24 protein-coding genes, 1 tRNA gene and 1 other RNA gene are annotated in these 22,202 nt (G+C 34.0%); 15 read left to right on the top strand and 11 right to left on the bottom strand.

Translation table 11 applies throughout. The features are described from left to right. Genes gltX through K6112_00635 form a run of 11 tightly spaced genes read left to right on the top strand, consistent with a single transcriptional unit; the run spans position 1 to position 10,006 of the window. Positions 1 to 1,392: a glutamate--tRNA ligase gene (gene gltX, locus K6112_00585; GenBank protein QZP17890.1), complete on the top strand. Its 1,392-nt coding sequence runs from the start codon at positions 1 to 3 to the stop codon at positions 1,390 to 1,392. A 22-nt stretch (positions 1,393 to 1,414) separates the two neighbouring features. After that, entirely contained in the window at positions 1,415 to 1,624 is a 210-nt protein-coding gene (gene hfq, locus K6112_00590) for an RNA chaperone Hfq (GenBank protein QZP17891.1), read from the top strand. Between the two features lie 2 nt (positions 1,625 to 1,626). Further along, positions 1,627 to 2,748 carry a GTPase HflX gene (hflX, locus tag K6112_00595; protein QZP17892.1) on the top strand — a complete coding sequence of 374 codons (1,122 nt, stop codon included), beginning with the start codon at positions 1,627 to 1,629 and terminating at the stop codon, positions 2,746 to 2,748. Beyond that, complete coding sequence (gene hflK / locus K6112_00600; GenBank protein QZP17893.1) at positions 2,741 to 3,982, top strand: FtsH protease activity modulator HflK; 1,242 nt, start codon at positions 2,741 to 2,743, stop codon at positions 3,980 to 3,982. The genes hflX and hflK overlap by 8 nt, the downstream gene beginning before the upstream one ends. A 5-nt stretch (positions 3,983 to 3,987) precedes the next feature. Then, a complete protein-coding gene (gene hflC / locus K6112_00605) occupies positions 3,988 to 4,857 on the top strand; it encodes a protease modulator HflC (protein ID QZP17894.1) in 870 nt (289 codons plus the stop codon). Further along, complete coding sequence (locus tag K6112_00610; protein QZP17895.1) at positions 4,858 to 5,046, top strand: DUF2065 domain-containing protein; 189 nt, start codon at positions 4,858 to 4,860, stop codon at positions 5,044 to 5,046. A gap of 1 nt (position 5,047) precedes the next feature. Continuing rightward, the gene (locus tag K6112_00615) at positions 5,048 to 6,007 is read left to right on the top strand and encodes an ATP phosphoribosyltransferase regulatory subunit (protein ID QZP17896.1); all 960 of its coding nucleotides are present in this window, start codon (positions 5,048 to 5,050) and stop codon (positions 6,005 to 6,007) included. A gap of 12 nt (positions 6,008 to 6,019) precedes the next feature. After that, positions 6,020 to 7,342, top strand: a complete 1,323-nt coding sequence (locus tag K6112_00620) for an adenylosuccinate synthase (GenBank protein QZP17897.1) — start codon at positions 6,020 to 6,022, stop codon at positions 7,340 to 7,342. Positions 7,343 to 7,360: 18 nt separating this feature from the next. Then, entirely contained in the window at positions 7,361 to 8,677 is a 1,317-nt protein-coding gene (locus K6112_00625; GenBank protein QZP18438.1) for a TRZ/ATZ family hydrolase, read from the top strand. Further along, positions 8,650 to 9,366, top strand: coding sequence for a bifunctional 2-polyprenyl-6-hydroxyphenol methylase/3-demethylubiquinol 3-O-methyltransferase UbiG (gene ubiG, locus K6112_00630; protein ID QZP17898.1), 717 nt, complete (start codon positions 8,650 to 8,652; stop codon positions 9,364 to 9,366). Before K6112_00625 ends, ubiG begins: the two co-directional genes overlap by 28 nt. Then, positions 9,359 to 10,006, top strand: coding sequence for an HAD-IA family hydrolase (locus K6112_00635; GenBank protein QZP17899.1), 648 nt, complete (start codon positions 9,359 to 9,361; stop codon positions 10,004 to 10,006). Before ubiG ends, K6112_00635 begins: the two co-directional genes overlap by 8 nt. On the opposite strand, the gene recR is transcribed toward K6112_00635, so the two are convergent. From recR to K6112_00665, 6 genes are all read right to left on the bottom strand, one after another. Next, on the bottom strand, positions 10,003 to 10,602 hold the full coding sequence (gene recR, locus K6112_00640; GenBank protein ID QZP17900.1) for a recombination mediator RecR: 600 nt from the start codon (positions 10,600 to 10,602) through the stop codon (positions 10,003 to 10,005). The two genes, K6112_00635 and recR, sit on opposite strands and share 4 nt — an antisense overlap. A gap of 4 nt (positions 10,603 to 10,606) precedes the next feature. After that, on the bottom strand, positions 10,607 to 10,915 hold the full coding sequence (locus K6112_00645; protein ID QZP17901.1) for a YbaB/EbfC family nucleoid-associated protein: 309 nt from the start codon (positions 10,913 to 10,915) through the stop codon (positions 10,607 to 10,609). 1 nt (position 10,916) lies between these two features. Beyond that, positions 10,917 to 12,506: a DNA polymerase III subunit gamma/tau gene (gene dnaX, locus K6112_00650; protein QZP17902.1), complete on the bottom strand. Its 1,590-nt coding sequence runs from the start codon at positions 12,504 to 12,506 to the stop codon at positions 10,917 to 10,919. 26 nt (positions 12,507 to 12,532) lie between these two features. After that, positions 12,533 to 12,630, bottom strand: an RNA gene (gene ffs / locus K6112_00655) — signal recognition particle sRNA small type. Between the two features lie 41 nt (positions 12,631 to 12,671). Then, positions 12,672 to 13,049: a DUF779 domain-containing protein gene (locus K6112_00660; GenBank protein QZP17903.1), complete on the bottom strand. Its 378-nt coding sequence runs from the start codon at positions 13,047 to 13,049 to the stop codon at positions 12,672 to 12,674. Between the two features lie 59 nt (positions 13,050 to 13,108). Continuing rightward, on the bottom strand, positions 13,109 to 14,632 hold the full coding sequence (locus tag K6112_00665; GenBank protein QZP17904.1) for an aldehyde dehydrogenase family protein: 1,524 nt from the start codon (positions 14,630 to 14,632) through the stop codon (positions 13,109 to 13,111). Between the two features lie 206 nt (positions 14,633 to 14,838). Here K6112_00665 and K6112_00670 point away from each other — a divergent pair. Beyond that, positions 14,839 to 14,929 (top strand) — tRNA-Ser (locus tag K6112_00670). 110 nt (positions 14,930 to 15,039) lie between these two features. Here the strand turns inward: K6112_00670 and K6112_00675 are convergent. From K6112_00675 to K6112_00695, 5 genes are all read right to left on the bottom strand, one after another. Beyond that, entirely contained in the window at positions 15,040 to 16,161 is a 1,122-nt protein-coding gene (locus K6112_00675) for a hypothetical protein (protein QZP17905.1), read from the bottom strand. Between the two features lie 178 nt (positions 16,162 to 16,339). Continuing rightward, the gene (locus K6112_00680) at positions 16,340 to 17,248 is read right to left on the bottom strand and encodes a glycosyltransferase family 9 protein (GenBank protein QZP17906.1); all 909 of its coding nucleotides are present in this window, start codon (positions 17,246 to 17,248) and stop codon (positions 16,340 to 16,342) included. After that, positions 17,221 to 18,285 (bottom strand): glycosyltransferase family 4 protein, encoded by a 1,065-nt coding sequence (locus K6112_00685; GenBank protein QZP17907.1) that lies wholly within the window; start codon positions 18,283 to 18,285, stop codon positions 17,221 to 17,223. Before K6112_00685 ends, K6112_00680 begins: the two co-directional genes overlap by 28 nt. Next, positions 18,282 to 19,196: a hypothetical protein gene (locus K6112_00690; GenBank protein QZP17908.1), complete on the bottom strand. Its 915-nt coding sequence runs from the start codon at positions 19,194 to 19,196 to the stop codon at positions 18,282 to 18,284. The genes K6112_00685 and K6112_00690 overlap by 4 nt, the downstream gene beginning before the upstream one ends. Before the next feature lie 31 nt (positions 19,197 to 19,227). Next, on the bottom strand, positions 19,228 to 20,571 hold the full coding sequence (locus tag K6112_00695) for a PQQ-dependent sugar dehydrogenase (GenBank protein QZP17909.1): 1,344 nt from the start codon (positions 20,569 to 20,571) through the stop codon (positions 19,228 to 19,230). A gap of 57 nt (positions 20,572 to 20,628) precedes the next feature. Here K6112_00695 and K6112_00700 point away from each other — a divergent pair, with 57 nt between their 5' ends. From K6112_00700 to K6112_00710, 3 genes are read left to right on the top strand one after another with little or no spacing between them, the layout of a single operon-like run. Continuing rightward, positions 20,629 to 20,811: a hypothetical protein gene (locus K6112_00700; protein QZP17910.1), complete on the top strand. Its 183-nt coding sequence runs from the start codon at positions 20,629 to 20,631 to the stop codon at positions 20,809 to 20,811. Further along, positions 20,811 to 21,047: a hypothetical protein gene (locus tag K6112_00705; GenBank protein QZP17911.1), complete on the top strand. Its 237-nt coding sequence runs from the start codon at positions 20,811 to 20,813 to the stop codon at positions 21,045 to 21,047. The genes K6112_00700 and K6112_00705 overlap by 1 nt, the downstream gene beginning before the upstream one ends. Beyond that, complete coding sequence (locus K6112_00710) at positions 21,010 to 22,197, top strand: PQQ-dependent sugar dehydrogenase (GenBank protein ID QZP17912.1); 1,188 nt, start codon at positions 21,010 to 21,012, stop codon at positions 22,195 to 22,197. Before K6112_00705 ends, K6112_00710 begins: the two co-directional genes overlap by 38 nt. The last annotated feature ends 5 nt before the right edge of the window (positions 22,198 to 22,202 follow it).

A 22,202-nucleotide genomic window follows, 5' to 3' on the forward strand; every position in this document is an offset into this window, starting at 1 on the left:
ATGAAGGTAGTCACTAGATTTGCTCCAAGTCCAACAGGGTACCTTCATGTTGGAGGTGTCAGGACGGCACTATTTTCATATGCTTTCGCGAAAAAAAATAAGGGCGATTTTTTATTAAGAATTGAGGATACAGATATTGAGAGATCTTCTGAAGATGCTATCAATGCCATATTAAACGGCATGAAATGGTTAGGGCTTGAGCATGATAAAACAATACAATATCAAACAAAACGCTTAGATTTATATAAAAAATATATTAACACCATGATTAAAAGTGGGGACGCATACTATTGTTATGCCTCCAAAGAAGAGCTTGATAATCTGAGAGATGACCAAATAAAAAAAGGTGATAAGCCACGTTACGACGGTCGTTGGAGACCGGAGAATGGTAAAGCCTTACCTCAACCTCCTAAAGATATTTCTCCAACAGTAAGATTTAAAAATCCTAAAACAGGAATTGTTAAATGGGTTGATTTAGTTAAAGGTGAAATCAAGATAAATAATGAGGAGTTAGATGACTTTATCATTGCTAGGTCAGACGGAACACCAACTTATAATTTTTGTGTAGTTATTGATGACTGGGATATGGAAATATCACATGTAATCAGGGGAGACGACCATATTAATAACACTCCGAGACAGATTAATTTGCTTAATTCTTTAAAAGCTCCAATTCCAAATTACGCTCACCTATCAATGATTCATGGGCCAGATGGCCAAAAACTCTCAAAAAGACATGGGTCGGTTAACGTTATGCAGTATAGGGAAGATGGTTATCTACCCGAATCCTTAAATAATTATCTTGCTAGACTGGGTTGGTCACATGGTGACGATGAAAAATTTTCTATGGAAAGCTTCTGTGAATGGTTTGATTTTGAGCATGTCACATCATCATCTGCTCAATTTGATAGGGCAAAGCTGGATTGGCTGAATGGTGAGTATATTAAAGAATACGACATAGACAAGTTAACAGAAATGGCCGCTTTAAAGCTTAATGAAATTAATTGCTCAACTAACAATATCGAAATTATCCGCAATGCCCTTAATTTATACAAGGACAGAGAAACGAATCTTAATTCACTTTTTAAAAATATTGTTTATTTTTTTAAAAAACCGGATCGGGATGTTGAATTGGAGGCAAAGTATATAAATGAAGTAAGTAAAAAAAGTATTAAAGCATTAGTTGATAGCCTTGAACGCATAAAGTGGCAAGAGGAGGACATTAATCAATGTATTAAAGATTTTGTAAAAAACAATGGGTTAAAGTTTCCTGAAATTGCAATGCCACTCCGAGTGAGGTTAGCAGGAAATCTTAATACACCTAACATTGGGAGTATAATATTTGTCTTAGGTCTTGACGAGTTAAAAGTTAGGGTCAGCGACTGCCTTTAAATTCTATAAAGAAAATATTAATATGCATTTACAGGACAATTTTTTAAACAAAGTGATAGAAGAAAATATTTCTGTCTCAATATATTTGTTAAATGGAATAAAATTGCAAGGAAATATCCACTCGTTTGATCAATCTGTCATTGTGTTAAACGGCCAAGCCCCACAGCTTATCTACAAACATTCTATTTCAACTATTGTTCCATCCAAGAAAGTGAGCATAACTCAATCATAGAAATGTTTGAAAGACCCAAGAATGGTGAAAGTGCGATATTAGTTAGTCTTAATATTGACGATATTGATCATAAAGAAAATACGAGTGAATTTAAACTCCTTGCCTCCAGTGCGGGTTTTAAAGTTGCTGAATTAATTGAGAGTCAAAGAAAGTTCCCTGATGCTAAATTTTTCATCGGTTCAGGAAAATTAAAAGAATTACAACAAATCAAGACTTTAGAAAACATAAAAACAATCATCTTCAACCATGAACTTACTCCCTCACAGGAGAGAAATATTGAAAAAGCGACTTCTATGCGAGTTTATGATCGAACAGCCTTGATTTTATTTATATTTGCAATGAGAGCAAAAAGTCATGAGGGCAAAATGCAAGTAGAGTTAGCTCATCTAAACCATCTGTCATCAAGGTTAACAAAAGGTTGGAGTCACCTAGAAAGGCAAAAAGGAGGCATAGGAGTGCGGGGGGGTCCTGGCGAAAAGCAAATCGAACTTGACCGAAGAATGCTTGGGCAGAGAATTAAGCAGCTTAAAATTAAATTAACAAAACTTGAAAAACAAAGAGCAAATCAACGAAATGCTCGAAGAAGGTCAAAAGTATTTACTATTGCGATTGTTGGTTACACCAATGCCGGTAAGTCCACTTTGTTCAATAAACTAACGAGTGAGAAAATATTGGCTGAAAACAAGTTATTTGCAACACTTGACACCACCTCACGTAAATTATTTATTGAGCATGGGCATGATCTTGTTATTTCGGATACGGTAGGATTTATCAAAAAATTACCGACGACACTCATTGAAGCATTCAAGTCAACATTGGAAGAGTCATCAGATGCAGACTTACTTTTGCACATTGTTGATATAAGTAACGCAAATAAGGCTGAACAAATTGTTCAAGTAGATAAAATCTTGAACGAGATTGGTGCAAACAATATTCAACAGATACTAGTATTAAATCAAATAGACAAAATAAAGCTTAACGCTGGATATGATAGAGATGAGTATGGTAAAATCAACCGGGTTCAGTTGTCAGCTATTAACGGTGATGGAATTGAATTTTTAAAGAAAGCCATTGTCGAAAGAAGTCTAGATTTTATCAATCAAAGAAATGGAAAATATGCTTAAATTATTCGGATTTGTTGGAAACAAAATTTCAAATGTAATTAGAAACGCTAATAATGATGGTCCGCCAGATTTAGACGAATTAGTGAAGGATCTAAAGTCTAAGGTTAACAACGTTTTTAAACTAAAACCCAAAAATACAAGCAATGGTAATGGCTCTCAACCTCCATCAAATAACTCTGGGGATTCAGGAATTATAAAACCCCTACCAATAATCATTGTCATCTTTCTTGTGTGGTTGGCAACTGGGTTTTATATCGTAGACCAAGGCTCCAGGGGCATTGTCCTAACATTTGGTAAAAATACAGGAATCACTCAACCCGGACCAAGATGGCATATTCCCTATCCAATTGAAACTGTTGAAATTGTCAATCAAGAGCAAGTTAGAACTATTGAGGTAGGCTACCGCTCACTTGGTGAGGGAGCAACTCAACAACTGAAAGAATCTTTAATGCTAACGGGTGATGAAAACATTATCGATCTTCAATTTGCAGTCCAATACAATTTAAAGTCAGTCGAGGATTTTCTTTTTAATAATCGTTCAGTTGAGAGCTCCGTGAGAGGAGCAGCTGAAACAGCAATCAGAGAGGTTGTCGGAAAGAGTGATATGGATTTTGTTTTATACGAGGGCAGGGAAGAGATTGCAATAAAAACAAAATCATTGATGCAGTCAATTCTTGATCTATACCAAACAGGCATTAATATTACGAGTGTGACAATGCAGAATGCACAGCCACCGCAACAAGTTCAAGCGGCATTTGATGATGCAGTTAAGGCAAAACAAGATCTTGAAAGACAAAAGAATGAAGGTCAAGCATATGCTAACGATATAGTTCCAAAAGCAAGAGGTACCGCTTCAAGACTAACAGCCGAAGCTAATGGATATAAAATATCAATTGAAAACGAGGCATTAGGTAACGCTAGCCGTTTTGATCAGATTTTAGCTGAATACATAAGAGCGCCTGAGGTAACTAAAAAAAGGTTATTTTTAGAAACTCAAGAGCAAATCATGTCAACAGTAAGTAAAATTATTATCGATCAAAAAGGTTCAAACAGCCTTATATATCTTCCGCTTGATAAAATTATTCAGAATTCAAGCAAAAATAACAATGAAGCTCTCGATCCAAGTCAGGCATCAAGCCAAACAGACCCTGATATATCTGCATCAGATGTCATTAATTCATTAACAGATCGTTCTAGAGGAGCATTTAGAGCGCGTGAAAGGGATATAAGGTAAATATTATGGGAAAATTATCAAGAGTACTCGTATCAATCATCGTTCTACTAATTTTACTCAGCCTATCGACGTTCACCGTTGATCAAAGAGAGTTTGCGTTAGTTTTTAGATTAGGTGAGATTGTCTCTGTTAAAAAAGAGCCTGGCCTCTACTTTAAAACACCAATAGTTGAGAATGTTAAGTTCTTTGACAAAAGGATATTAACCTATGAATCAGAGCAGCCAGATAGGTTTATAACGAGTGAGAAGAAGAATGTACTGGTAGATTCATATATTAAATGGAGAATCATTGATCCGTCTAAATATTACGTTTCAGTTAATGGCGATGAAAGACAAGCTGAGCGAAGAATCACTCAAACAGTCAATGATGGACTTCGAGCTGAATTTGGTAAAAGGACAATACAAGAGGTTGTATCTGGTCAAAGGTCAGAGATTATGGGTATCTTGCAAGAAAGAGCAGACAGTGAGTCAAGACTCATAGGTGTTGAGATTTTAGATGTAAGATTAAGAAGGGTAGATCTGCCTGAAGAAGTCAGCCAGTCTGTATACCAGAGGATGAATGCTGAAAGGAAATCTGTTGCGAACGAACTAAGGTCTCAAGGTTTTGCTGATTCAGAGAAAATCAGAGCTGTTGCCGAGAAAGAAAGAGATATTATTATTACAGAGGCTTATAAAGACGCTCAAAAAATTAAGGGTGAGGGTGACGCGAGTGCATCTAGAATCTATGCTGAAGCTTTCTCAAAAAACCAGGATTTCTATGATTTCTTTAGAAGCCTTGAGGCTTACAGAAAAAGCTTTAAAGGAAAGGATGATATTTTAGTTCTCGATCCTAACTCTGACTTTTTCAAATTCCTAAAAAGCCCTGATAGCAAGTAATTGAGTGAGTCTATTGTTCTGGCAATTGGTCTTGTTTTAGTTATCGAGGGCTTGTTCCCACTCTTTTTTACACAAATTTGGAAAGACGCGTTTATTAGAATAACAAATCAAAAAAATGGTCAAATAAAGTTCTATGGACTTTTATCAGTGATTATTGGCATAATGATTATATTTATTGGAACCAACTAAAATGAATCAATGGCTTCTTCCTGAAAACGCTGAAGATATATTCCCAAAAAAAGCAGCTGTTATTGAATCAAAAAAGAGACTCCTTATAGATCTCTATTTAAAAAATGGATATCAACTTATTTTTCCTTCTATGCTTGAATTTTCTGACTCTCTAAATGCATATGGAAGAGATCTTGATCTCGAAACCTATAAAGTTGTTGATCAAATGACAGGAAAGATGATGGGGGTCAGTTCAGACCTTACGACTCAGGCTTTTAGAATTGACTCCCAAATGGCAGAGAAAGGCATTAACAAATTATGTTATGCAGGTTCAGTATTAAGGGCAAACTCCACTAATAAAAAGCCTCGTGAGCTATTACAAGTTGGTGCAGAATACTTTGGTGATCTAAGTATTAATGCCGACTTGGAAATACAAAAGCTACTGATCCAATCTTTAAAAGTACTTGATATTAAGGATGTTGTCCTTGATATTAATCATCTTGATGTTTATAACTCATTGAAGAATGAAGTCGACTTGTCACCAAGTGAGAGTTTAAGCCTGGGTAATGCGATGATGCTAAAGGATAAAAACGAAATAAATAAAATTCTCTCAGAAAAAAATAATAGCGATATCACAAAAAAACTTGTATCTCTAACAGACCTTTATGGAGACGAGTCAATTTTAAAGGATCTTAATACATTATTACCAGATCAGGTTGTTGCGAATAATGTGACTAAATCACTTACTAGTATTTGCGAAAATTTAAAGGAAATGAATGTAGAAATTAGCTTTGATTTTTCTGATATAAGGGGGTATCAATACCATACGGGCATTGTGTATTCAGCTTACGCACAAAAATTTAATACAGCAGTTGCACAAGGTGGTCGTTACGATAATATGAATAAGTTTGCAGGTGATATGAGGCCAGCGACTGGGTTTTCTATCGACTTAAGATTTATCATTAACAACCTTTTAAATTAAGAAAGTATCAATATGGCTAAAAATGTAGTTGTCATTGGAACACAATGGGGAGATGAAGGTAAGGGAAAAATTGTTGATTGGTTAACAGACCATGCATCAGCGGTTACAAGGTTTCAAGGAGGCCATAATGCAGGTCACACCCTCGTTATTGGGCAAGGCTCAAGTCAAAAGGAATACAAACTTAATTTAGTTCCTTCTGGAATCATTCGAGAAGGAATTGAATGTTACATAGGTAACGGCGTAGTTCTCGATATCAATCATTTAATGAAAGAGGTTGAAGGACTTGAGAAAAATGGTATTACCGTCAAAGGCAGGTTAAATGTAAGTGCTGGTTGCCCTTTGATTCTTGATTATCACGTCGAGCTTGATAGAGCTAGAGAAGCCATTCGGTCGAAGAATAAAAAAATTGGTACGACTGGTAAGGGTATCGGCCCTGCCTATGAGGATAAAGTCGCTAGAAGAGCATTTAAGGTTTACGATTTATTTTTAGACCCAAAGGATATTTTAAGCAGGCTTAGAGAAACGCTTGATTACCATAACTTTGTTTTAACAAAATATCTCAATTCATCATCGATTGACATAAATAAACAGTTTGATTCCATGATGAGTCAATCTGAATTTATTAAACCTTTTGTCTGTGATGTGTCACAAAAACTTTATGAAATAAATAAATTAGGCAAAAGTATTTTATTTGAGGGGGCCCAAGGTGCATTGCTTGATATCGATCATGGGACATACCCCTTTGTAACTTCTTCTAATTGTGTATCTGGCCAAGCATCAGCTGGAACAGGCGTAGGCCCATCCATGCTCAGCTATGTACTCGGTATAACAAAAGCCTATACCACTAGAGTAGGCGGGGGTCCGTTTCCAAGTGAATTAGACATTGATGATGAAGCCGCACCTGGTTTTCAAATGTCTACAAAAGGGAAGGAATTTGGTACGGTGACTCAAAGAACGAGAAGGTGTGGGTGGTTTGATGCCGCTGCATTGAGGCGATCTGCTATGGTTAATGGTTTAACTGGGCTTTGCATTACAAAACTAGATATACTCGACGGTATTGAGACCCTAAAAGTCTGTGTGGGTTACAAAAATGGTAATGATCAAATAGACCTGTTGCCCCTAGGTGCTGATCAAACCGAAAATTGCGAACCAATATTGATTGATATGCCTGGATGGTCAGAAAATACATTTGGAACTAAGAGTTGGGATGATCTTCCAAAAAATGCGCAAAATTATATTTCTAAGCTTGAAGAGCTATGTGATGTCCCAGTTCATATAATATCTACAGGACCTGAAAGAGACGAAACTATTCTCATTAAGCACCCATTTGATTAGGTCAGTTTTTAATCTATGATTAAAAAAGTTAACTCAATTATTTCAGCAACATGGATTTACACGGCAGATAAAGATAATACACTTCTTGATGATCATGCAATTGTGATCTTGGAAGATGAGATTTTTGATATCCTTCCCACAAAAGCTGTCTTTGATAAATATGAAGCAGACGATGTGTTTGCATTATCTGATCACATTATTATCCCAGGGCTTATCAATAATCATTCGCATGCGGCAATGTCTTTATTAAAAGGCTACGCAAATGACCTTCCATTAAAATCATGGTTAGAGGATCATATTTGGCCAGCAGAAAAGCAGCATGTATGTGAGAATTTTGTTAAAGATGGCTCATTAATTGCAATAGCTGAAATGATCAAGTCAGGTACAACAACGTTCAATGATATGTACTTTTATCCCAGCCAGACAGCAGAGGCTGCCGTTGAAATGGGAATGCGTGCGAATATTGGATTAGTGGTAATGGAATTTCCAACAAACTACGCATCAGACCCAGAAGATTATTTAAAAAAAGGCTTTGATTTTAGAGATGAATGGAGGAGTGAAGATTTAATTTCAACTTCTTTAGCACCCCATGCACCATATACAACTTCGGATAAAACATTGAGTCTAGTGGGGACTTATGCAGAACAGCTAAATTTACCTATCCATACCCACCTGCATGAGACTCGGGAGGAAATTGAAAATAGTATCAGCCAATTTAAGGTCAGCCCAATTCATAGATTTAGTTCTTTAGGCTTATTGGGTCCAAATTTAGTTGCAGCGCATTGCGTTCACGTTGATGAGCAGGATTTACATTTATTAAATCAGAATAATGTTAATGTCGTCCATAATCCTTCATCAAATCTTATCTTGGGAAGTGGAATTGCCGATATATCAAAAATGCTTGATTTGGGTATAAATGTTTCCATTGGAACTGACAGCTCAGCGAGCAATAATAGACTAGATATATTGGAAGAGTTGAGAATGGCAGCGCTTTTAGGAAAAGGTATAAATCAAAAACCTGAAATTTTAGATTCGAATCTTATCTTAAAATTGGCAACTTATAACGCTGCTAAATCTATGAATAAAGGTAAGCTTCTTGGTTCTATTGAGTTAAAGAAAAAAGCAGATATTGTCGCTATCAATTTAGATTCAATCCTTTCCCAGCCTGTATATAATCCACTCTCAAGCCTTCTCTATAACGGTAATCAAGGGGGTGTAGAGTATGTTTGGATCAATGGAACATTAAAGCTTAATGCAGGTCAATTAGAAAATATTGATTTAGATAAATTAACTAATATAGCAAAGTCATGGCAAACCAAAATAAAAACAACGTAGATCTCGAAGAAATTGAAAAGTTTAACTTACTAGCCCATAAATGGTGGGACCCAACTAGTGAGTTTAAACCACTTCACGAAATTAATCCCTTAAGATTAAATTTTATAAAGTCATCGGTGAACCTTAAAGGGAAAAAAGTTTTGGATGTTGGTTGTGGCGGCGGAATTCTTTCAGAATCTCTTGCTAGTGCAGGTGCCGATGTGACTGGAATAGATCAGGGTGACAAGGTTATTCAAATAGCTAAACTTCATGCAAAGGAAAGTGGCGTTAAAATTAAATATAAACATATAAACATCGAGGACTTTTATAAGAATACGGACGAAAGATTTGATATTATTACTTGTTTAGAGATGTTAGAGCATGTCCCTGATCCTAATTCAATAATTAATACGTGTTCAAAGCTCCTCAAACCCGGCGGAAAGATATTCTTTTCAACAATTAATAAGAACTTAAAAGCATTTTTATTTGCAATTATTGGGGCAGAATATATTCTTAATTTGTTACCTAAAGGCACGCATGAGTACAAGAAATTCATAAAACCGAGTCAATTGAAGGCTTGGGCAAGCGGAAATAATCTATCATTTGATTCAATTATAGGTATGACATATAACCCCATTACACAGAAATATAAGCTATCTCAGGACACTTCCGTGAATTATATTGTTGAAGCATCTTCAGCAAATGATTAAAAAAGTTTTATTTGACTTAGATGGTACATTAATAGATTCAGCCCACGACTTGGTGCAAAGTGCAAATGATCTATATGCAATACATAATCATTCGCTTATTACATTTGAGGAGGGTCGTGCGGTTGCATCTAATGGAATAAAAGCCTATTTAAACTTACGATTTCATGAAGCAACTGATGATTATTCAGCGCTCACAAATGAGTTTATCAAGATCTATAAAAGTAATATTTTAAATAACCCAATCCTTTTTGATGGCATTCATGACCTCATTAATCTGCTGGATAAAAAAAAAATAGGGTGGGGTATTATCACAAACAAACATCGGTGTTTCGTTGAGATGATCTTGCCATTTATCAACCTTGATCAAAGATGTGAAATTTTAATATGTGGTGATGATGGCATTTCTCCAAAACCATCACCTGATATGTTGATTTCTGCATGTGAATCTCTAAAAGTAAAATCTAATGAAGTGGTTTATGTTGGTGATGCACATAAAGATATAAGCGCTTCAAAAACCGCAAATATGTTTGCAATTCTTGCATGCTATGGGTACTTGAAAAAAGAAGACAAAATAGAAAGCTGGGGTGCAGATGCCGTCATCAATCATCCTTCAGAAATTGCAGCTTTAATAAAAGTTTAAATTATTTTTTTACGTTCAACAATTGATTGAGCTAGGGTACCAGAATCGACATATTCGATTTCACCTCCCATCGGGAGACCACGAGCTATTCGTGTGATATTTATTTTGCTTTCTTTAAGAAGTTCAGCTATGTATTGTGCTGTTGTATTACCTTCCGTTGTAAAGTTAGTTGCAAGAATTATTTCATTGATTTCACTTTTTTTAATTCTTTCAAGCAACTTATTAATATGAATTTCTTTAGGTCCAACTCCATCGAGGGGTGAAAGCCTTCCCATTAAAACAAAGTACATGCCTTTGTAGGAGCGTGTTTGTTCAAGCATAAGAAGATCAGTTGGCATTTCTACAACGCAGAGAGTGTATGAAATTCTGTTTGGTGAGGCACATATTGAACATATCTCCTTTTCAGAGAAATTGTTACAAAGTTTACAATGACCAAGTTTATTTAGCGATTCTTCAATTGAGCTAGCTAGTTTGTGAGCTCCCTTCCTATCTCTTTGCAGTAAATAATAGGCTAATCTAAGCGCTGACTTAGGCCCAACTCCAGGAAGGCATTTTAATGACTCTATAAGATTTTCTAGTGTGTTATTAGTCTGCATACTACTAAAAAGGCAAATTCATTCCCGGAGGAACTAAGCCTCCCATTTTTTGTGAGGAGGTACTCTCAACCTTGCCTAATGCATCTTTAAAAGCAACCATTATCAAGTCTTCTAGCATCTCCTTATCTTCAAGAAGAGAGGGATCGATATCAATTTTTTTAATTTCATGTTTGCAGGAGATAGTTATTTTAATCATACCGTTACCCGCTGCCCCTTCTACATCAATACTCGCAAGTTCTGCCTGGGCTTTTTGGAGATTTGCTTGCATCATTTGTGCTTGTTTCATTATATTACCCATGCCACCTTTAGCCATATTATTGTCCTTTATTATTTAATGGTTGAATGCTTGTTGGAACTACTTGTGCGTCAAAATTTTCAATTAAATCCTTTACAAATCCATCTTTCATCATAGCAGATTCAGTTTCCTTTAATAGCTTAGATTTTTCTTCAGATGTCTTAATAGCAGGGGTTTTTTTCACTTCATCAACTAAAATTTTTACTTTAATTTTTTTATTAAAATGATTTATTAGTGATTCTTCAAGTTTTTCGACATAGTTACTTTGCATCAAATGACTTTTATTTGAATCTAAGGTAAGTTCAAATATATAATTTTGATAGGCTTTAAATTCACATTCTTGTGCCAATGCATTAGCAATTCCAAGTTTAAGATTTTTAACTAGATTGTGCCAATTACCATCAAATTCTAAAGTCTCTTTAACTTCTTTTTTTACTTCAATTTGAGAGCTTTTTTTTTCCTCGGTCGGTTGAATCGGGGGCGTTGCTCTTTTTTCTGACAAATTAGATTCTAATTTGTCAGTTTGCAAGGAAGGGAAAAAGGCTAACATTCTTAGCAAAGTCGTATTAAATCCGATTAACAAGTCAGGCGCTAAATAAATATCTTTTTTTCCATTTATAACAATTTGATAGAGAAGCTGAAGTGTTTCTGGGGAATACAATTTACTTAGTTGTTTAATTTCATTATTGCTTTGCAAATCTTCGTTACTTTCGGGAGCCACTTGATAAACTGAAATCTCATGAATTAGTTTAGCAAGATCAATTAATGTGCTATCTAGTGCAATATTTTTATCATTCATTCCATGAGCAATTTCAATAAGCTCTCCACCCTTGTTCTCTGATATTTTAAACAAGATATCTATTAGAAAATTATTATCAACGACACCTAGCATTTCGCTTACTTTATTTTCTGATATTTCACTTCCAGAATATGCAATCGCTTGATCAGTTAGTGAAAGTGCATCCCGCATACTCCCTCTTGCTGATTTTGCAATGAGACCTAATGCTTTTTTTTCGGATTTTATTTTTTCGTTCGTCAATATCATATCAAGATGATTAGAAATTTTTTCAATAGTCATTTGTTTTAAATTAAACTGTAAACATCTTGATAGTACCGTGACAGGTACTTTTTTTGGATCAGTTGTTGCCAGGATAAACTTGATGTGTTCAGGAGGCTCTTCAAGTGTCTTTAGCATCGCATTAAAGGCACTATTAGAGAGCATATGTACCTCATCAATGATATAAACTTTAAATCTACCTGAGGTGGGAGCGTATTGCGAGTTCTCTAAAAGCTCTCTCATTTCGTCAACTTTTGTATTTGACGCTGCATCCACTTCGATTAGATCTACAAAATTTCCTTTATCTACCGAGATACAGGAAGAACATTCTCCACATGGTTTTGATGAAATACCTTTTTCACAGTTGAGTGATTTTGCTAAGATCCTTGCTAATGTTGTTTTACCTACACCGCGAGTACCAGTAAATAAATAAGCATGGTGAAGTCTTTCTTGGTCAAGTGCGTTAACTAGGGCTTGCACCGTATTTTCTTGACCCACAAGAGTGTCAAAATTTTTTGGACGCCATTTTCTAGCTAATACTTGGTGTGACATTTATACGCTTAATTTTAATTGAAAAAAATGGCGAGCCAGACCCCCGGCACTTGTATCCTTAGTTGTGGCTGCTTGCTTCCGCATCTGACCAGGTTGGCTAAATCGCAATGCGAGGAGGCCCGCCATTTTTGATTTTACCTTACTTTATAATATTTTTTTATTAATTTAGCCACAATGCTTTACAGGGTGATCTTTAAGATAATCCCATTCTTCATCTGTATAAATTCTTGATCGAATAATGAAGCGCAAACCTGTCGGTCTTTCCAAGGAAAATTGCCCCCCAGTTCCTTTGATAGCATCAAGGGTAATATGCGTGTGCTCCCAATATTCAAATTGTTCAGCACTCATATAAAAGGGTGTATTTCTTACTATACCAATTTCAACATCAGCATTACCTAAATAGAATTCTCCTTTGGTATAGCACATAGGGGCGCTTCCATCACAGCAACCACCTGACTGATGAAACATAAGCTCACCATGCTCTGCTGTAAGCTCATCAATGAGTTTATCCGCTGAATCTGTTGTCGATATTCTGGTTATCATTAGTTAAATTAAGGTCAAGATATAAATTTGACCTTAAAAATTTTACCTAATATTTCAGTTTAAAAGAATCCTAGTTTGGTTTCTGTATAACTAACTAGTAAATTTTTTGTTTGTTGATAATGGTCAAGCATCATTTTATGTGTCTCTCGACCGATACCGGAAGATTTGTAGCCACCAAATGCTGCATGAGCCGGGTATGCGTGGTAACAGTTAGTCCAAACTCGCCCAGCTTGGATACCCTTACCCATTCTAAATGCGGTATTACCATTTCTTGTCCATACACCCGCACCTAAACCATAAAGTGTATCATTCGCAATCTCTAACGCTTCCGCCTCATCTTTAAAGGTAGTTACAGATACTACTGGACCAAATATTTCTTCTTGGAAAATGCGCATTTTATTACTGCCTTTAAATACGGTGGGCTCAATATAGTAACCATCTGCATGCTCACCTTCAAGCATAGTTCTATTACCACCAGTGAGAAGTTCAGCACCTTCTTCTTGACCAAGCTTAATATATGAAAGTATTTTTTCCATTTGCTCGCTAGATGCTTGTGCCCCAATCATTGTTGATGCCTCTAAAGGACTCCCCTGGGTAACAGCTTTTACTCGCTCAAGTGCTCTTTCCATAAATTGATCGTATATAGATTCTTGGATTACTGCACGTGATGGACAGGTACATACTTCACCTTGGTTTAAGGCAAACATCGTAAACCCTTCTAATGCTTTATCAAAGAAGCTATCATCTTTATCCATAATGTCTTCAAAGAAAATGTTTGGTGACTTACCACCTAATTCAAGTGTGACGGGAATAATATTTTGTGAAGCATACTGCATGATTAGGCGACCAGTTGTTGTTTCACCTGTGAACGCAATTTTTGCTATACGTGAAGAGCTTGCTAAAGGCTTTCCTGCTTCCAATCCAAAGCCATTTACTACATTCAACACTCCAGCAGGAAGAAGGTCTCCAATAATCTCTATTAACTCCATAATAGAAACAGGAGTTTGTTCTGCTGGCTTAAGCACAATACAGTTACCTGCGGCTAAAGCTGGCGCTAATTTCCATACTGCCATAAGGATAGGGAAGTTCCATGGAATGATTTGCCCGACAACACCTAAAGGCTCATGAAAATGGTATGCCATTGTCTCATGATCTATTTCTCCAATTGAACCTTCTTGAGCTCGAACTGCACTTGCGAAATACCTAAAATGATCGATTGCTAGAGGTATATCAGCAGCCATTGTTTCTCTTATTGGCTTTCCATTATCAATTGTTTCAGCAAGCGCAATAGTCTCTAGATTTTGTTCCATCCTATCAGCTATTTTGAGAAGAATGTTTGCGCGTTCAGTTGCACTTGTTTTACCCCAGCCATCTTTTGCAGCATGTGCAGCATCTAAAGCTAAATTTATATCTTTTTCATTTGATCTCGCTACCTCACAAAAAGGCTTCCCTGAAATAGGAGTAATATTTTCAAAGTATTTACCATCAGCTGGTTTGACCCATTTATTGTTTATGTAGTTATCATACTTTTCTTTGCCATAAGGGCTTTTTACGCCTAAGTTTTTCAATGTATCGAAAGCCATGATTTCTCCTGTTTAGATTTTGATTATATTGGATTAAATTTTGTTTATTATTTACAGTAGATTAATACTAATATCGCTATAAATCAAGCGCTTTAAAATCTAAAACTCTTATAGGTCATATATATGAATTTTAAACAATAGTTTTGCTTAATATTGTATTTTTATTAAATATGAGCTGGGTTAGATATATAATTCATAAAAAATACGGAAGGGTGGATGAGTGGTTTAAGTCGCACGCTTGGAAAGCGTGTTTAGGGTACCCCCCTAACGCGGGTTCGAATCCCGCTCCTTCCGCCACTTATAAATAAATATATCTAATTTTATGAATAGCTTACCAAAGTAATTAGCAAAAATTTATAAAATAAAATAGATTTAGCAAAGTGCCGATTAAAATATTAAATAAAAATTTATTTGCAATTTTCTCTGCTGTTAACAAAACCAACACTTATTACTTGATCAAGAGGATAACTTGAAAAATAAAATTTTTCGCGGTATTCAATAGATGAATATATAGAAACTCTCTTACGATTTAAAATTTTTTTAGAAATACCCTTTTCAAAGTTAAATAAATGTACGCCATTTCCCCTATACCCACCCCATAATAGATCAACTGGTTCTCCAAGCTTATTACACATTGGCTTTATGGTATAAACCATTGGCGTTTCTTGTATATTTGCAATTTTATTAAACTCCTTACCGTCTCGTGAATAGAATAGTGTCGAAATTGTATTTTCAGGATTTTCTTTATTTCCAGCCCAGCCTGTGGCTATTAAAAGACCATTTGCTGAATCGTTAAAAGCATATATTTGAGTATGTTCAGGATTTGTAAATACTAGTTGAGCTTTTTTTAAATCTTTAGTTTTAAAAACACCAGAATTTGCAACAATATAAAGATAAGACTCAAATATCATAAAACCATTGATTTGTACTATTGCCGAATTAAGAGTATCAATTTTCCTCTTTTTCCAATTAAATCCATCATCAGAAAGAAAAATTGCTGATGAGTTGTCAGCTGTACCTGCAATATATGTATTTTTATATTTTGTAATAGAGCGGAAACCATGCTCATTGGAAGAAAAAGTATTAAATTTTTTCAAATCATCTGTAAATAGAATTTTTCCAGATTTTGTATCTGTATCAAAAACTAAAAATAAACGTTCGTCATTATCATTAAAAGTGCTTCTAAGCTGAAAATCTGGATCCACATGAACACCAAGATCTACTAGCAAATCAAACATATTTCTATCTTCATTAAAGATATAAATTTGATTTGAGTTATTAACTTCATGAACAAAAAGAAAAAGCTTCCCTTTAAATTTATTGATGCTAAAGCCATATGCAATATCAAGGCCAGGGGAAAAATTTTCTGAGGGTACAAAGTTTACTGGTATCGTTGAAATTTGAATGCTTGGGGGGGAGCTTGCTATAACGTTACTAAAATAGATACTATAAATTATAAATATAAAAAATAACTTAAGTTTGTTCATTTTTTTTGGTGGTTTTTCAAGGTATAGGTTATTTATTTTCATTGTTAAGTAGTTAAAATCAGCTCACGCTTTAATTATAATTAGTGTTTAATAAAAAATAATAATTTTAAACATTTTCATTTATTTAATTAAAAAATCAAGCTTCACAGTCTTAAAGAAAAGAATGCTTCTTTACTAACCAGAAAAACCACTTTAACATTAGATTAGAATATAAAGGACTTTACTTAAATAAACCGCAAGACTTTTTAATTTCTCCCAATAGATCAACATAAGAAAGTTTTTTAAGATCTTTTGATACTAAAGTTATAAATGGAGGTCTTGTTAATTCTGATTTTTGCCCAGAGGTTGTTGGTCCAAAAAGTGCAATCCCAGGTTTTCTTAAACAAGAAGCTATATGGCAAGGCCCAGAATCGTTTCCTATTATAAATGATGAGTTATAAATTACTCCAGCCAAATTACCCCAGCTTAACGATTCAAATACGTGACCAATAAGTGATTGCTTCAAGTCTAATTCATCCGGACCTAAAATATTTATTACATCATAGCCCCTAATCATAAATTCTTTTGCTATCTCTTTATAAAATGGCCATCTTTTTTCCTTATGTTTTTTTGATGAACCAGGAATTAAGACAACATAATTCTTTGATATATTATTTTTTTTTAATAAGAGAGAAACATTATTTACCATCCAAGAAAGATCTGGGTCAAATATCTCTTTTGATTTCATTCCATTATTCTTTAGCATATCTATTAAACCCTGAAGTCCAGATACGGGATGGTCAGCTCTTTTAGTTGTTATCCATAATGCATTTTTCAGTAAAATAAATTTGTATATCAGTGTTCTTTGAGAATTTTGTAAGTCATAAACATATGAAAAATTATAGGAGTGAAGTTGCTTAACTAATTTATAATAAATCTTTAAATTCCATAAAGAAACACGGTTATCTTCAATAATATTATTGAAATATGGGGTTATCATCATTAGTTTTTTATATAATGATGATGTTAGTAAGATAATATGAGCATTTGGGTGTCTCCTTTTAATGCTTTTGAATATTCCATCTGATTGGATTAGGTCACCAAATGCACCATGCTTTATTATCAGTATGTTTTGTTTTTTTTGTTGCATGCTTTATTTTTCAATTTACTAATCGAGTTATATATATTCATGATGTTCTCAGAGAAGGCTCGCTCACTATAGTATTCTAGAAATTTTTTATATCCATTTTTTGCTAACAGCTTTCCAAGCACATGATCATTAATTACTTTTTTAATAGCACTAACTAGCTGATCAACATTGTCAATTTCAACAAGCAAACCATCGTAGTTATCAATAATAATAGCTTTTGGTCCAGGTGATTTACAGCTAACATTTGGCTTTTTTGCTGCCCATGCCTCAATAATAACTGCTCCAAAAGCATCATTTCTTGATGGAAAAACACAAATATCTGCAGATGCCATTAACGCCTCTTTATCATCCCTCCATCCAAGAAACTTTACACGACAGGATAAACCAAGCCTTTCAGTTTGTTCTTTTAAGTCCTTAGTAAGTGGTCCTGTACCTGCAATCCAAAGGTATGCTTCAGGAATTTTAACCATTGCATTTATTAAAATATCTATACCCTTCACTGGATGAAGTCGTGATAATGATAATAGTAGTGGTTTATCTTCTGGTGTATCAAAATCTTTTCTTGATAATTTTGTAGAAATATTTTTTTTTGTATAGATTGGCAGCTCATATATTTTTGAAAGCTCTATGCCTTGTGCAGCTATATGAATTTTTAATTCCTTTGTAAGTGCGATGTGATAATCACAGGCCTTAAATCTTTTAACACCTCTATAGCCACTATGCCAACCAATATTAACGTGTTCTCCATTTATCAAAAAACTACTAGCTCGCCCCATCCAATAGTGAGCAATATCTGGCTTAAATTCTTTAATAACTTTAGATATTATAAATTTAGTTGAACATTTGAATAATTTATTAAATGAAACTGCTTTATACGGAATTTTAAGCTCTCTTAGCTTTGTAATACCTTTTATATTTTTTTTATTTACTATTGCATATTGTTCTACATTGATATTATTTAATGCAGTGAGTGCATCAATATAAAATATCTCCGCTCCTCCATCAGAGTAACCTCCCATTAGTTGCAATACTTTCAAAATTTAATTTTTCTAATAAATGGGATTAATCTACCTAATTTTCTTTGCCAATTAATCCATTTTCTGGAACTTGAAAAATCTTGTTTTTTACAGTCTATCAATGTCATATCTCCGCATCCTGAAATAGTATGTAATCCATCAGAAAACTCCTTATGTAAATAAGGTTTTATTGATTTTATCTTTTTTGCTTTAAAGGTTTTTGGAGTGAGTTCTAATATTTTAATAATATTAATTTGTCCACCATATGTTCTACTGGAATCTTGAACAGGTAAATGTATTAGATTGTCTGATATGTATGGTTTGCCTCCAGGTCGACTTAATTCAATATTGTTGCTGACAGGGTTTTTATCATGAACTTTCCAATCTCCCAATAATCTATCAGAATATGCAATATTCATTTCTCTAAGAGCTTTCTTATTTTTCCCTGGTAATGAATAAAACATCCACCATTTACTATTATGCTTAATTATACTTGTATCTATCATAGGTGTGTTTGGAATCACTTCCTTTACTCTCTTCCATTTTGTTGGAAAATTTAACGCTTCATATATATATGTCTTTCCAGACTTGCTTGACTCAGGGACCATATAAATTTTATTCCCATCCTCAATAAGAAAAGGGTAGGATAAATGTGTTTTTTCATTTAATACGTTCTGAGTTGATAATTTTTTTAAATTTTTATCAAAAGTAATACAATCAATCCTCCCTTTTTTTTCTCTGTAATCTAAAAATTCAACAAACAAATAAAGTTTATTATTTTTCCAAATGCCAAATGGATCGGCAAAAAATTGATATGAATTATCAGGTTGAACCCAAATAATATTTTTTTTACTTGGTTTTTGTGAAAATTTTAAAAGGGGTTGTTTAGCAATGCCAACTATCCATAAATCAGTTTCATATTTTTTTTTCATTTATTTTTTTAATTATTCATGAGTTTAGTTATCAAATACCTTTATTACTCAAAGGAATAATCCCAATAGAAGCAGTATCTTCAAGGAAGAGAAATAGTTTTTTATCTTTAAATTTTAAGTCTCTTATTCTCTCTTTCACAGATATTCTTTTTAATTCTGTCGGCATTTTTTTAGAATTTAATTTAAAGAACCATAGAGATTTATTTGCCATTGATGCTGCAACATATGTTTTTTTTCCTATTTTTATAACTTCAGAAATTCCAATCGAAGGAACAAAATATTTAATCGGTTCTATAAAGCTTTTTACTTTATGCGATTTGGAGATAGGTGCCTCTTCTCCATAATGAGCGCCATATGATGCAAGAGGCCATCCATAGTTCTTTTTTTTAGCTGCTAACTCATTAAATTCAATTATATTAATCTCATCACCACCAGCTGGCCCATGTTCAGTTTCAAGTAAAAAATTATTTTTTTTATCATAATATAAACCTTCTGGATTGCGGTGTCCCATAGAAATAATCTCGTAGGTTGTATCATGGATATTAATTTTTATAATTTTCCCATTAACTTTTGAGATTTCTTGAGATAGATAGCTTGATTTACGTCCATATGTGCCAATTGAAAGAAGAATGTGATCATTATCAAATGCTACAATTCTGCCACCAGCTTCATGAGCGTTAAATTTTCGATTGAATTTTATGCAGTCAGTTGCTGAAAATAACTTTATAAAGTTAATTTTTTTATAGTCTATCTTTGAAAAGAGGACTCCGGTATTCCAGCAATCATTTGAAATTTCTTCGGTATATGATAAAAAAATTAAATTATTTGAAATTGTCAAATCTTTAAAAGAAAATCTTGATTCGGACTCATCTCCTTTTAAAAACTGTTTTTCATTTAAAAATAAATTTAGATTATTTTCAACTTGCTGAAACTCGATCTTTTCGTTGCCAATATAATCAGAGAATCCCAATATACCTCTTGAGGATAAAATAAATAATTTGTCATCATAAAAGTCTAGATATCCACTTCCAGGGGTTATCTTTGCAATCCCGTGGGCAAATATTTGAGGTTCAATTAAATATTTATCCATCACTAATCCATCAGCTAATAAAACATCATTTTCTTTTGAAGCGGTAATATTTCTTAAAGACTTTTTCGCATTTAATTCTAAATCTAAATAAAATTTTCTTAAATTTTGAATTCTTGTTTCTTCAGTTACGATATCCTTATAATCAAATCCATATTTTAAGAATTTTTTTATAGTGTCATCGTAACCTCGTCCAAAAGGCCATATTTCTTGTTTTAAAAACTGTGCCCCTAGAAAAAAGCTTACGATAAGTAATAAAGAGAAAATGAATGATTTTTTTGATAACATAAACATATTTAAAAGTACGGTAATTAAATAAATTTTAACCCAATATGATTGATGTCTATGAAAAAAATAAAAAAATGGATTTTAGTTTTTGGTCTTTGGGCTTTTATTGGCTTATTAATACACAATCAATTTAACCCAAATACAGTTTTTGGGAGTGTAATGGGAAGTGCTTTTATTTTTATTTGGTTTGGGGTTCTTATTATCGCAATCTTTATAAGACAAAAATTAAAAAAGAAATAATGAAAAAATTACCTATTATTTTTCTTATGTTACAAATTATGGTTCTTGGTTGTAGTCATGATGAACAAACCTTCGAGTCTGGATATGATGATGGATATGCTGAGGGGTTTAATACTCAGTGTGAAGTTAGTAAAATTTCAATCAATGGTCATTGGGATTCAGCTGAGTACAGTAAAGGCTATAAAGTAGGCAGAAAGGATGGAGTCAGAGCTTGTGAACTTTATCAAGAAAAATAATTTCTTAATTTTTCTTATTTTTTTTACGCCAGTTTTATCATTGGCCGAAACAATTATTGATGATTACAGAAAGTATGATGTTACCAAAACTAAATTCACTTTAGAAAAGTCTGCGAAAGACCTAAGTTATCCGTGGGCACTGTCATTTATTGACAAAACAAACGTTGTCATTACGGAAAAAGATGGCGGCCTTTATAAAGTGGATGTTCTATCAGGTAAAAAGCAAAAAATTAAACATAATATCCCTCATATAGGTTATGACGGTGGTGGGCAAGGAGGCCTGCTTGATGTTTATTTTAACCCTTCAGATGGTTATACTTATTTCACATATAGCCATAAATCATCTAAATTAAATCGATCAAAACAATTAAGCAAAAAATCAAGTACGGCAATCGCTCGCGGGAGATTAATTGAAAATGAAATTAAAGATTTTGAGATACTGCTGATCGCAAAACCTGAATTTTTAGAAAATCGGCATTACGGTTCTAGAATAGCTATCAAAGGAGACGACTTATTTGTAAGCTTTGGAGAAAGAGGTCAAGGTATGATCTCTCAAGATCCCTCAAAGCACCCAGGGAGTATTGTTCGTATCAAGACAGATGGTACAATCCCACCCGATAACCCACGTTTTATAAAGGAAAAGGATTGGTTACCAGAAATCTATGTCATCGGTGTGAGGAATCCACAAGGAATAGCTATCTCTCCTCATGATGATGAGATATATTTCTCAAGTCATGGCCCACGCGGCGGAGATCATATAGGAGAAGTTGAGTTTGGGTCAAATTATGGTTGGAAGGATATTGCTTGGGGTGGAAGAGAATACTATGGTCTGAGTATTGGGGATAGCCCCTTTAAAAATAAGTATAAGAAGCCCTTAATAAGCTGGGTCCCTTCGATGGGAGTCAGTAGCATTCAATTTTATGAGGGCAGGGCGTTTCCTGAATGGCAAGGCGATTTATTAGTTGCATCATTAAATGGCGAAAGTTTAATTAGGCTGGATGTCAAGAATAACGAAATTGTTGCAAAGGAAATTATCTTCAATGATAAGATTGGGAGAATAAGAGATTTTAAAATTGACTATAATGGAAATATTTACCTAATTAGTGATAGTCCAAAATCATATTTATGGAAACTATCTAAAATTTTATAAGGATG

It is taken from the genome of Methylophilales bacterium, assembly GCA_019823025.1.
In the GTDB taxonomy this organism is placed as follows: domain Bacteria; phylum Pseudomonadota; class Gammaproteobacteria; order Burkholderiales; family Methylophilaceae; genus BACL14.